The organism is Paraglaciecola aquimarina (assembly GCF_032464635.1).
GTDB classification, from domain to species: domain Bacteria; phylum Pseudomonadota; class Gammaproteobacteria; order Enterobacterales; family Alteromonadaceae; genus Paraglaciecola; species Paraglaciecola aquimarina.
On the sequence record NZ_JAWDIO010000002.1, the window covers coordinates 46,251 to 59,541 of the forward strand.

Sequence of the window (13,291 nt, forward strand, 5' to 3'; positions counted from 1 at the left end):
TCCCTGAGTGGCTACTTATTATTACGTATTGGCATTAGTTGTCTGGCAGGCTAAACACATAGTCTTGCGCGATCTGTATACCACTTTCTGAACGAAATCCTTCTTTTTTCAAAATAATGTCAGTGGATGGCTCATACGAGCTTAGGAACATGGCGAACGTTGTTTTGTCTCGCCATTGAGCTGAAGTAGGTACGTAACTCCCCTCGGTACTGTATCCTTCTTGCATATTTTCTGAAAACTTGACCACCAACACTCCACCACTTGCATCACCAATCATTCTAATGTCAGTTACATAAGGCACATCTTGGCTAACATCTGGCTTAGAATCGGAGTTTGTTTTGTTTGCTAAAAAGGATTTCGCCGCATCATAATCTGTAAGAAAATATTCATTCTTTTTGGTTTTATTGATGTTTTGTAAATCACTTGTCCAAGCTAATTCTAAATAGTCATTGGTTGCCGATACAACGTTGATATATTCAACGCCGTCGCCTTCAAAAGAGTTAAATTGAATGTAGCCCTGAGGTGTTATGCTGTAATTCGTTGAATAAACGGTGTCTGGTTCCCCGTCTACATAAGCTGTCATTTGGTTGCCGTTAAAATTAAAAACGGCCAGTAACCAATTTTCAAGCCCATTTTCGTAATGTACGTTATAAAGTGTACGACCGTTCAAAAAATCATTAGAGAACTTATCCACATCAGCTAACGCAAGGCTAGATTTGGGTCGAATAATAATCTGTATACTATCACTCGACTTTTTACCTTGATTATCGGTGGCAACGGCTATCAGGTCTATTTTCTCAGCGTTACTTACGTCTGGAGCAATAAAGGTAAGGTTTTCACCTTGGCTATCGTAATTAATTGAATGGGAGGGTAAAATGTACCATTCAATACTTACCGAGCCATCTGCATCTGTAGCTATGGCCGATATATCCACTTCTGTTCCGGCACTAAAACTGGTGTGGTGGTTAGCGTCAATGGTAATAGTGGGAGCTAAGTTTAATGCCTCTCTTTTGAGCGAGAGCTTTCTAGTGTTAGTACTCGTTCCTTTGTGCTTAAACTGTATTTGATAATCAATTTCTTGAGCACTTCCGGCATAAGTAAACTCAACATCAATGACACTGACTTCACCACCATATAAATTCACGGCGTTGACCACTCTGTAGGTTAAACCCGATAGATCGTCTTGGCAAAAAAAGCATTTTTTAGGTAATGAACTAATATGAAATTCAGGTTTAAAAGTACTAATATAGTGATCATCCCCTTCCGCTTGCAAAGTGAAACTCAGGACAAAACTTTGGTTAGGTATCGCTGAAACTACAACGTCACTATCGTCCCATTTACTTTCGAAACTAACTTCATTTTGGTTGTCCTGCTGATAAGACTGCATATAGAAGCCATTGACTGGTACTTCAATATTTTCTAGTTCGATGGCGGCATCTAATAATGCCTTTAGACGGGAATTCTGCACATTAGCGCTTTCACTTTTGAGATACAAACCTTCAACCATTTCCCAAAAATTATCGGGTATAGAGCCTGCTGGGGTTAGATCCCCTGCGTAAAACCAGCCATTCACTAATCCTTCACCTGCGTCATCGACAAAGTCACCATTGCGCATCTGTTGCAATAAAAAACTAGAAGAATAATACTGGCGCAGTAAAAAATAAGTTTGAATTTGTTTATTAACAGTTATTGCACTAAAGTCTGATACGATTTGACCGCCAACTGAGAGCAACTTTTCTTTATATAGATTCAATAATTTACTGATTAAATTGGTTTCGCTTATATCCGCAGGAAATCTATCCGAAAAAATACCATTCACTCTGTCACTGGCCTCACCTGCGTTGCCTGATGCACTTTTAAATGCCAGATAAGCCCGGGTTAAAGTTGGGTGTTTGAAGAACTGCTTTTCAGCTTCTTCTAACAACATGTCAAATGGTGACTCAATCATTTTCTGCGCAAAATCCCACTCTGCTAACACACCACCCTGAGGGGTTGCGCTAACACCATACATTTTTTCAAAAGCACCAACATAACCTTGATAGGCTCCTCCCAACACAGTAGAAGATTGTCCATTTCGATCTATTTCACTCTTAATAGCTTCGCCTGTTACTACTGACTGATACGCATCGAACACAGTCAAGGCTGTATCATCACCGCCAACACTGGCAATTTCTGTAGACAAATAATTCAACCAGTCGCTATTCGACAATCCAGAATATTCGCTGGGGAAACGATCTTTGATATCTGTGACAATACTTTTCAAAAGTGGGTCACCATAGCCATCGGTCAGGGCGTCTTCTATGTCTTTATTAATTACCACATAACTGCTGAAATGATCGGTTTCAAAATAAACCAATGATTCTTCTGCATCAAACTTAATTGGGCTTAAGTAATCAATCACGCCATTTTCATCAGTTCGCGCGATGCGCAAGTTGCTTACATCCATTCCATCTACATTTTCAAATACTGGCATGCTAACCGTAACAGCTTGCTCAAATTGCAAACCTGCTGGCTCAAAGGTGATCACAGGACTAGAAACACCTTGTGTACTTGGAATAATAGCAGCACTGTTTTTATTTATGCGAATAGCTTGCTCTGTACACAAAGCACCAGCAGGCACGATGATCTTTGTGCCGGCTAATGTGTCTGGTGCATTATCTAAATCAAGTGCGATAACGCCTCCATCAGTAGCAGTGATAACTTTTTCAGCGACGACTTCAGTACTAGTACGCCACCAAGAGTTTATCGACAGTAGTGACTAACTCATCATCATTGAAAAGCTTAACCGTAAGTAGCTTACTGCCTGCTTCGGTTATTGCTAGCTCACTATCAGGCTCTACCATTTCACCATCTACTAACCATTGGGTCGTCAAAGCTTGTGGGTAATTTGACAACTGTCCTTTTAATGTAAATGGCACTTGCTGAAAAGCGCCACCATCAATAGTTACTGTAGGGGGTAAAAGACTGACTAAATCAAAAAGTTTATGACTTAAGTCAGCACCGTTGTGAATGCTGTCAATGTAGCCATTAAGCAAGTCTGTATAACTCACTTTTACCCTGCTTTGATTTTCTAACGGATTAAATAGTAATAAATCAAGGCTGTTTACAAGCCCATCATTATTAATATCTTGAATTAAACTAGCGGCTATATCATCTAACAACGAAGGTTCGCTCAGCTCATATCCATCAACCTTTGAGGTGACAAAAAGAGCTTGAATATCAGATAATGCCGTGACTCTTATTTGGTTCTCAATCAGTTGATCACCTTTAGCAATCGCGCTGACTTTACCAGCTATATCTATTACTTCACCCTCAACTACCACACCATCGTCATTAGGATCCGTATCTTGGCCACCACTGACCTCAATAAGATAAAAACGCTCATCTCTTATGGCAACGCCATCAAACGTAAATTCCCCATAGGTCTCGCTTAAAATAGACGTGGTTGTTTCTGCCAATTGTAACTTTTCCGGTAGCTCATACAGTTTCACATTTGCTCCCGAAATCAGGCCCAATTGAGCAACGCCAGAAATATTACTGGTTGGGATAAATCTGACACTGACCTCGCAGTGAGTGCTAATACTAGCGGTCACATAGGTACTGCCTGTTAGCGTACCACCACAACCGGTAACGCTGTCTAGCTGGTAGTCACTGTTGGCACTTAAGTTAAAACTTGTCGTATTTCCATCTTCTACACTCACCGTTGTTGGCGATATTGTCCCGCCAGCTGTTACCTCAGTAGTGATGCTAAAGTGAGTCTTTTTGGGGGACGTATCGACGTCTTTGGAACTACCGCCACCTCCGCCACAAGCAGTTAAAAACAAAAGTGTTAGGGTTGATGTGAAAATACGTATGTTTGTCAAAATGAGGGTTCCTATACTGCAGGGTTAGATTGAATTAGAGCATTTATTGCACTTAAAATCTTTTGAAATTTCATTTATTTATTAAAAGATTTTATATTAAACAATGACTTGAGAGTTTATTCCGATAAATATCTAGTGTTGTTGGTGATCTTACTAAGTCCAGTGCAAATAAGGGTCAATCCCTATTGAACGAATATGTGATCATCAAGATACCCACGTTAACTCTGTAGTTTTATGGGTGTCTCGATTGGGAAGGCGCTGATTGTAAAATTACGGTCAAAGCCTGTCATTCCTGCATGTCGTTAGCAAGAATCCAGCTTTTTGATCTAACTGCCGAACTGGCATCCGCCATAGAAAATATATTTCCCTTACTACAGTAATTTTCCAAGCCCCTCTAATTTTTGCGGGCAGGTTTATGACCGTAGGGTAATACACTAAAGGCATGGATTCCGGCTAAAAAGCATACCGGAATGACCAGAGTGATATTAGAGTGTTTTTTAATGAACTATTTCACTTATTGCTTATCAGGACACCCACGTTAACGCTGTTAGTTAAACCCGCAGGTTTTATGGGTGTCTCAATTGGGAAGGCGCTGATTGTAAAATTACGGTCAAAGCCTGTCATTCCTGCATGTCGTTAGCAGGAATCCAGCTTTTTGATCTAACTGCCGAACTGGCATCCGCCATAGAAAATATATTTCCCTGACTACAGTAATTTTCCAAGCCCCTCTAATTTTTGCGGGCAGGTTTATGACCGTAGGGTAATACACTAAAGGCATGGATTCCGGCTAAAAAGCATACCGGAATGACCAGAGTGATATTAGGGTATTTTTTAATGGACTATTTCACTTATTGCTTATCAGTGCTTATCAGGACACCCACGTTAACGCTGTTAGTTAAACCCGCAGGTTTTATGGGTGTCTCAATTGGGAAGGCGCTGCTTATTGCTTATCAGTGCTTATCAGGACACCCACGTTAACGCTGTTAGTTAAACCCGCAGGTTTTATGGGTGTCTCAATTGGGAAGGCGCTGATTGTAAAATTACGGTCAAAGCCTGTCATTCCTGCATGTCGTTAGCAAGAATCCAGCTTTTTGATCTAACTGCCGAACTGGCATCCGCCATAGAAAATATATTTCCCTTACTACAGTAATTTTCCAAGCCCCTCTAATTTTTGCGGGCAGGTTTATGACCGTAGGGTAATACACTAAAGGCATGGATTCCGGCTAAAAAGCATACCGGAATGACCAGAGTGATATTAGAGTGTTTTTTAATGAACTATTTCACTTATTGCTTATCAGGACACCCACGTTAACGCTGTTAGTTAAACCCGCAGGTTTTATGGGTGTCTCAATTGGGAAGGCGCTGATTGTAAAATTACGGTCAAAGCCTGTCATTCCTGCATGTCGTTAGCAGGAATCCAGCTTTTTGATCTAACTGCCGAACTGGCATCCGCCATAGAAAATATATTTCCCTGACTACAGTAATTTTCCAAGCCCCTCTAATTTTTGCGGGCAGGTTTATGACCGTAGGGTAATACACTAAAGGCATGGATTCCGGCTAAAAAGCATACCGGAATGACCAGAGTGATATTAGGGTATTTTTTAATGGACTATTTCACTTATTGCTTATCAGTGCTTATCAGGACACCCACGTTAACTCTGTAGTTTTATGGGTGTCTCAATTGGGGAGGAGATCTTAGCGCTACGATCCAAGAGTTTCACTTATCAGGACTCCCATGTTAACGCTGTTAGTTAACCCGGCAGGTTTTATGGGTGTCTCAATTGGGGAGGCGGAGCCAAAAGTGCTAAGAGCCACGGGGGCAGTTCTGCATGCGGTTTACCATCTGCTAGTAACAAAAAAGACCCGACAACCTGAGGTTATCGAGTCAAAGTGGGGCTAAGGCAATCTTATAAATGATTGCGCTTAATTTTCTAGCAGGTAAACCTAAAAAGCGTAGTTCAAACGAGCGTAGTAGTAACCACCTTGCCAGTCAACCATGTTGCCAGACCAGTAAACAGCACCACAACATTCGTCGCCTTCATCTTCGTCTGGGTAGGTATCAAAGATATTCCTTGCACCGGCCGCAACGCTGATATTATCGCTAACTTGATAGTTCATTTCTAAATCAAATAACACACTTGGGTCATACTCTTGAGTCGAGCTTGCATCAGATGCTATAGCATTCTCGTAAGCCCCGTAGAAATTAGCTCTGATTACCAAGCTCAACATATCGAAGCTGTGTTTTGCTGACAAGACAGAACGCCATTCAGGAATCGCATTTTCAACATCAAATTGTGCTTCACCATTTAACGCATCAGATGCTTTATCGATTTCAGTTGAATTATAATTCACTGATCCGGTTAAGACGGTGTCACCCATAGTGTAGGTGGCCACAAAATCAAAACCTGTGGTCGTAGTATCAAATGCATTTTGGAAATATCTTACGCCACCGATAGTATTCGCCCCCACAACACCAGCTGCATCAAGCGCTAAGTAGTTGTCGTAAGCTTCGCCAGATGTCGGATCGGTAGATACATCTAACGTTGATATCGCATAAAAACGATCTTCCAAAGCGATACTGTACATATCGAAAGTGATATTTAAATCGTCAATATTTCCGGTGAAACCCAGGGTGTAGTTTAGTGACGTTTCAGCTTTTAACGGGTCCGCCCCTAGCGCTTGACCTACGGCACTGCTGGCGGGGAACAAGCCTACAGCAACCGGGAAACCATCCGGTAAGGTAGTGGCAACGTTAGTCGTACCTTGCTGGCCGGGAGTAGGTGCACGAAATCCAGTGCCAAGCGAGCCTCGCATATTAAAGTCTTCAGATATGCTGTACTTAAAGGCTACCTTACCAACTAGCTCAGAACCAAAATCTGAATAGTCTTCGTAGCGCATTGCTGCTTGCATATAAAGTGAATCACTTAAGTCCGAGCTTACATCTAAGAAAATACCTGCCATATCTCGCTCATACTTTCCAGAATACTCACTTGAATAACCAGGAAACCATTTGAGCCCACGCCTACTGCGGTATACACCGGATCACTGCTATCAGCACAATTTAAAGTAGAGCCAGTAGCGATAACCGCCAACCCAGCTGCCGTGGCTACTTCATTGTCACAAAATCCCCAAGGATCAGGAAGCGAATATGGACCATCAGTGTACGACGCTTCATCACCACCAGTTAACTCATAAGTCTCTTCCATGTAAGTTAACCCAAAGGCGAATAAAACATCAGAATATAATCCAAGATCAACGTACTGAGTGAAGTCTGCAGAAAACTGTAGTTCTTCATTAAGCAAATCACCTAGTGTAAAAGAAGTAGGTGAATCAGAGCCCATTGATGGGTTAATAGTGTTTTTTAAGGTATATGAAATTTCGTTTGAACCAAAGCGTCCACTAAAGTCATAGGTCATTTCGTTAGCAAATTCGCCTTCAATACCACCTACAAACGAAATGTCTGTAATATCACCAAAGAAACGCGGAGTAAAACCACCCGGGAATTTTTCAAGAGGACTATAAATTGAGCCGTCTTCTTCTCGAATATCTTCTATGGTGCCGTTACCTGGGTATCGATAGTAAAAACTACCATCGCCTTCACTCGCTGAGTAATTACCAAAGGCATACAGTTTAGTCGTATCACTTATTTCGTAACCGGTATTGAAGAAAATACGAGTACCTGAGGTGTTTGGCTGTCCCCAAGGTTGTACAACATCTTCTCCGCCTAAGTTTGCATCGGCTAAACCGTCAATAAATCCCTGTTCTGTGTAACCCGATACAGAGGTATCTAAACCATTTAAAAAGTCGGGACTATTTACATCTACACAAGCCCAGCTTTCACAGTATTGTTCACCGCGGTTAGTAGAATTAGCGTCTGAGTATTCCGCTGACACACTTAAGAAGCCTTTTGTACCCAATGCAAAACCTAGGTTACCTGCCATGGTGATTTGCTCACCATCCCCTTCGTAAAATTGGCCTGTACTAATAGAGAATGAGCCTCCTTCATCATTGTCTTTTAACACAAAGTTGATAACCCCAGCTATTGCATCTGATCCATACTGCGCCGCTGCGCCGTCACGTAAAACTTCTACGCCTTTTAGAGCTGATGAAGGAATGGTAGCGACATCAGGGCCTTGTGTTCCAGAGCCCGAAGTTTGCACTAAAGCCGAACGGTGACGACGTTTTGAATTAACTAAAACCAGAGTTTTATCTGTTGGCATACCACGTAAAGTAGCTGGACGTATAAAAGAAGCGCCATCTGAAATAGGCTGCCTGCCTAATGAATATGAAGGAACGAGAGTTTTCAAAACGTCATTCGTATCGGTAAAAGGCACGGCCGCTAGGTCTTCTTCGCTGAAAACATCAATTGGAACCGGTGAATCGGTAATTGATCTAGGTGCGCCACGTGAGCCTGTTACGGCAATTTTTTCAACAAATTGATTCTCTTCTACTTCTGCTGTTGCTGCATCTTGAGCATTCGCGGTAGTTAGGCTAACCATGCTGATTGAACAGGTAGCAAGACCGGCTTTTATTGCTTTGCTGAGCGTTTTTTGCTTAAGCATAGTTTTCCCCTTAGTATGTTTAAATTTGTATTTTTTTGACTAGGTATTTATTTTTTGACTACGCGCTGCTGACTAGCCTCCAGCAGCACAGAGTATTGTTATTCAGGTTTGGCAATAACCATTTCAATTTCGATCAACATGTTTGGACCACCAGCTAAGCCTGCGATTTGAAAAGCTGAACGTGCAGGTTTGTTAGGCTGTTCTTTGGTACCAAAATATTTCACGTATGCTTTCATAAAGCCGCCAAAATCCATTTTTCCGTCCATAGTCGGATCCCCCACCATGAACACTTGCATCTTGATTACGTCACCAAAATCCACACCCAATTCTTTAAAAGAGGCTTCGAAACGTTTAAACACGTTCAATGCTTGTGTTTCGGTATCACCATAATATTCACGGCTTCCTCTCTCAGCGTCAGCGTTCACTGGGCCTGGCACCATGCCGCTATGAAAAATCAAAGTCGTGTCAGGCGTTACTTCAACCGCTCGAGAAATTGGGAAAGTACTGTTGTTCGGTAAAGCATGACGCGTGACGTCAGCCATAGTGCTTGCTGCAAATAAACTCGTTGCTGCAGCTAATAAAATACGTTTTTTCATGAAAATACTCCTAAGGTTTACTTTAATTGGTGGACATATGCCGCCAGGTTGGCTGCATCTTGTTCAGAGGTGACGACACTACTGGCAGCTTTCATTTGCTGACCATAAATGTCTTTTTCTTTAGTTCCGCGAATTCCAAGACGAAAATGGTTAAGTTGGGTCAGGATGTACCAATCGTTCAAACCACTTAATTTTGGGGCTCCCATTGCTTTATTTCCTTCGGCATTAGAGCCATGGCAAGCCGCGCAGCTTTGATACAACTTTTCTCCCTCGCTCACATCAGCGACTAAGCTAGCGCTCGGTTTTTCTGAGGCAGTTGTGGTAACCCATTGAGCGATGTCAGATAATTGTTGTTTTGATAAATTTCCCACCATACGCATCATTTCTTCACCCGTTGCATCTTCAGGATGGGAGCCGCGTATGCCGTTTTTGAAGTTGTTGAGTTGACGTTCAACATACCATTGGGATAATCCTGTCAACCTAGGCGCGCCGATATTAACGTTGCCTTTTAGCTGGCTACCATGACACACAGTGCAGTATTCTAGACCTTCTGGTGTCATAGCTTCTTTGGTGCCAGCGTGGCTTATAAAACTGGCCAATGCCAAAAACGCTGCAATAAACTTAACTGACATGAGAAAGTCCCCCTTGAATAATGTTTGCACCCAATAATTTATTTAACTGTTGTAACGCTTGCTCACTTGATGCCAACGCCCCTTCTTGCCAACCGCTGTGATGGCTAATTTGATCACCTATCATGAAATGACGGCCTTCGGGTTTTTGTAAGAAGTGATAATATTGCTCGAAATCTTCCGGGCTCATTCGCATCCCGCATCCCATTTGGTGGTTCATTTTGGCCCAAGGGATCGAGATACCATTCTCAATATATTTACTAAAACCTGGATGGATTTTTTCAGCAGACATAGCGCCTACTTTTAAACGTTCTTCTGGAGACATATTCTCAAACATGGTGCTGACTTTTGTATTCCAGGTGTATGCACCTAACAAAATACCTTTGGCTGCATGAATGTCGTGAGAGGGGTACCAAAGTTGTGCGATGGGCTCGGAGGTGTAACTAATACCGCCATAAATCCCATCTTTTTCCCAAAACCTTTCTTTCATTTGATAAGCGATTTTAAACAGGTGACCACGTTTGATACTGTTAAGTGCGGTTTGATAGTGCTCAGTAAAGTTGTTCTCGATGCCCGCCATGAAATATGCGGGAATGTTATTGAAGCAATAATCAGCTTGCACGGTGTGCATTTGACCACCTTGCTCATACGTCACTTCTACCCCTTTATCTCGGTTGTAGATTTTCCTCACTTGAGCATTCAATACAGGTTGCGAGTCAAGATTTCTTAAGAACCCTTTTACTACAGCATCCATACCACCAACGGGTTCCATTAACGGCTCGCACCAATCGTATAGTTCTGCTCCTAACAGCCCGCCGTACCAAAAACTACTGTCTAACATTTCTTTCAATTCGATTGGAGCGTGGGGAACTGAGTGCTCTAACATACGATCAGTAGTTGAACCAGCTCTTCCACTACCTCGGTACTTACCATTCTCGGTCAAGTCACCGTATGCACGAGAGAACTTCATTAACTTCGCTACGTCGTCTTCACTCAACAGTTGGTCAAATTGATTGGCATCGGCAGATTTCCAAAGCAACTCAGACATTAATCCACGTACATCAGTGTGATATTCAATAATACGTTTAGGCTTACCACCTAAGGATTTATCGTCATGAAAGTACGCCATCTTGCTGCTGTTAGCTTTGACCTGCAATGGCACATTCAGTGTTCTGCAATAGTGCAATAGGCGCCTATGATGACCGGGAATTCGTGCAGGACCGCAATTGAAAAGAGATTATCTTGCTTATCAAAGTTACATATTTGCGGATTACCCATTTCGTCAATTTTATCACCGTGGCGCACGGTTAAGTTACGGCCCCCAGGACGAAATGACGCTTCTAAGATGGTGCAGTGATAGCCCGCTTTCTCCAGCTCCAAAGCAGTAGATAAACCCGCTATCCCCGCTCCTAAAATTAATGCCGTAGGTTTGTTACCTGCAGTTGCGGGTTTAACCTGAACAGGCCCCGCATAGCTGTCTTCAGGCATCATGCCCAGAGCCAAGCTCGTTTTTAATAAAGCCGAAGAACCACCGGCGGCACCCACATATGATAAAAATTGTCGTCTAGTAATGTTAAGCATAAATTCTTTTTCTAGTTCCTAAATTGGTATCCATACACACTTCAAATCAGGACTTTATGCTATCCAAACTGAATACTACGCAGAACGCATATTAATATTGTGCAGTACTACATTTTTTATATGGCTCCTATAAATACTGGCCTCCCGTCAAATTTTTTCGTTAATTTTTTCAATCTATGGCATCAATATTGCGAGGGCAAAGCACAAAACAGACTCAATTTTTGTCATCCCTTCAGGCGGTGGGTTGTTTTTTTTGCCTCCCACAAAGAGCCCTACGAACATTATGATTAGGCAGCAGTATTTGAGAAATTTATGAATAGTAAGCAACTACAATATTTTTTAGCAACAGCAGAACAAGGCAGTATTACTGGAGCAGCAAGAGCAGTAGAAGTAGCACAACCCGCGATTAGTTTGCAGTTAGCTAATTTAGAGCATGAGCTAAAGTTAAAACTATTTGAAAGAGACTTTCGCGGTGTGCAATTGACTGAAGAAGGTAAGGTTTTTGAGCGACACGCTAGAATAATTTTAGCCCAAATCGAGCAAGCTAAGTCAGAATTGATGGGCAGGCAAAACAATTTCGGCGGTAAAGTTGTGGTGGGACTCAGCCAATCCATTTGCAATGTACTATCGGTTGACCTGCTAACCGAAATAGAACATCGATTTGCCAATATAGAAGTCGTTTTTCGAATTGGCCCATCACACATAGTGAATAATTGGCTGGCTGAAAATAACGTAGATATCGCCTTATGTTATGAAGATGAGAAACAGCAACTCACCACAGAGGCGATAGCTCTGTTGCGCGAAGATCTGTATTTATACATATCACAAAAGCCGCAAAATCCAGCTTATTGTGAATTAGCATTGTACGGCTCCATTCCTTTTGCCGATCTACAGCATTACGAAATATTTACCCCTATAAAAGAAGATGCGCTAACCAAGTTATTGCACAAACAGGCAGAAAAACTAAAGGTCAAACTGAAAACTAAAACGGGCTTTGGTCAACTCATGACGACTTTACATTATGTGTCGCAAGGCATGGGGCTTATGATATCCCCCTCATCTTCAACGTTCCATCTTGAGCAAAGTAAACAAATACGACCCATTAAAATTATTCAACCAAACCTACAGAGAAAAGTATATTTGCATTTGTCAGAGCCCGCGAAAACCAGCGCTGCGGCTAAAGTTGTGTATGAACTAATTCGAGAGGTAACCGCTAGCAATCACGCTAAAGAGCATTGGCGAGGCACACTTTTAGATAAAAAGTATGCACTGCCAGTAGTGGATAATATTCAATCCTTAGTTGCAGGCTAACGAAGAATAGCCAGTGCTTGCTGACCGGTCATTCCCATTTTCACGCCTAAATTAGTCGCAGCTTTAGACAAGGCGACTATGGGCTTGGCCAACATTTCATCATGACTGTTCACCCCAGTTACGATGACACAAGCTTCGTTTGTTTTATTACAGGTTTCAACGTTTACATAACCACACGCTAGCAAGCCCTTTTCACCTTGAATGGTTAACAAAGGCAGTTTCAAGTCGATTCGCTCTTTTTTCAACTTCCCCCAATCGAATGTCTCTGCATGTAAGTTAGAAGTGAACATCAGACCTAATATGATCATTACAACATTTTTCATTTTTTACCTTTTTATTATTAGCAACATAACCACTATGGTCTGCCTCGAAACAAAGCCTGTGCAGAATTAATGCCATGGCCTTCAACACCTAGCACTGATACCAACCTGCATTGATAAACAGCCACACAACAAGCATTTACATGCCCATTTGGGGCATTATGATTGAACAAATAAAAAGAGTTAACGAAAGGTATTGGCATAGCACAACTGCACAACACTGGCTCAGCAATGTTCAATTTGAAAGCAATGAATCGAGGGAGACTAACGAATAAAAACCTGCTCAGTCATAACCGAGCAGGTTAGTAAAACACTGCGAAATCGTATTACAGTTCTTTTTCGGTAAACTCAGAAAGCAACAACCGCCACTTCCGACTAACTCGGATGAGGCGCGATAGAGAAATAACATAGGTTCCACTTCTATAAGTC

8 protein-coding genes and 1 pseudogene are annotated in these 13,291 nt (G+C 42.0%); 1 reads left to right on the top strand and 8 read right to left on the bottom strand.

Annotated elements, in window-relative coordinates; translation table 11 throughout:
- Window positions 1–34: 34 nt before the first annotated feature.
- The 7 genes and pseudogenes from RS130_RS01020 to RS130_RS01050 form a co-directional block, all read right to left on the bottom strand.
- Entirely contained in the window at window positions 35–2,752 is a 2,718-nt protein-coding gene (locus RS130_RS01020; protein ID WP_316027945.1) for a hypothetical protein, read from the bottom strand.
- Window positions 2,724–3,863, bottom strand: coding sequence for a hypothetical protein (locus RS130_RS01025; RefSeq protein WP_316024394.1), 1,140 nt, complete (start codon window positions 3,861–3,863; stop codon window positions 2,724–2,726). Before RS130_RS01025 ends, RS130_RS01020 begins: the two co-directional genes overlap by 29 nt.
- Before the next feature lie 1,944 nt (window positions 3,864–5,807).
- A pseudogene (locus tag RS130_RS01030) lies at window positions 5,808–8,425 on the bottom strand (TonB-dependent receptor plug domain-containing protein).
- A 98-nt stretch (window positions 8,426–8,523) separates the two neighbouring features.
- Window positions 8,524–9,021, bottom strand: a complete 498-nt coding sequence (locus tag RS130_RS01035; protein ID WP_316024395.1) for a RidA family protein — start codon at window positions 9,019–9,021, stop codon at window positions 8,524–8,526.
- Window positions 9,022–9,038: 17 nt separating this feature from the next.
- Window positions 9,039–9,653 (bottom strand): c-type cytochrome, encoded by a 615-nt coding sequence (locus tag RS130_RS01040; RefSeq protein WP_316024396.1) that lies wholly within the window; start codon window positions 9,651–9,653, stop codon window positions 9,039–9,041.
- Window positions 9,643–10,779: a flavin monoamine oxidase family protein gene (locus tag RS130_RS01045; RefSeq protein ID WP_428982717.1), complete on the bottom strand. Its 1,137-nt coding sequence runs from the start codon at window positions 10,777–10,779 to the stop codon at window positions 9,643–9,645. The genes RS130_RS01040 and RS130_RS01045 overlap by 11 nt, the downstream gene beginning before the upstream one ends.
- 35 nt (window positions 10,780–10,814) lie before the next feature.
- Window positions 10,815–11,231 (bottom strand): FAD-dependent oxidoreductase, encoded by a 417-nt coding sequence (locus tag RS130_RS01050; protein ID WP_316024398.1) that lies wholly within the window; start codon window positions 11,229–11,231, stop codon window positions 10,815–10,817.
- A 312-nt stretch (window positions 11,232–11,543) separates the two neighbouring features.
- Between RS130_RS01050 and RS130_RS01055 the strand changes: the two genes are divergently transcribed.
- Window positions 11,544–12,542, top strand: coding sequence for a LysR family transcriptional regulator (locus tag RS130_RS01055; RefSeq protein WP_316024399.1), 999 nt, complete (start codon window positions 11,544–11,546; stop codon window positions 12,540–12,542).
- Here RS130_RS01055 and RS130_RS01060 read toward each other — a convergent pair.
- Window positions 12,539–12,865: a YunC family protein gene (locus RS130_RS01060; RefSeq protein WP_316024400.1), complete on the bottom strand. Its 327-nt coding sequence runs from the start codon at window positions 12,863–12,865 to the stop codon at window positions 12,539–12,541. The genes RS130_RS01055 and RS130_RS01060 overlap by 4 nt on opposite strands.
- Between the last annotated feature and the right edge of the window lie 426 nt (window positions 12,866–13,291).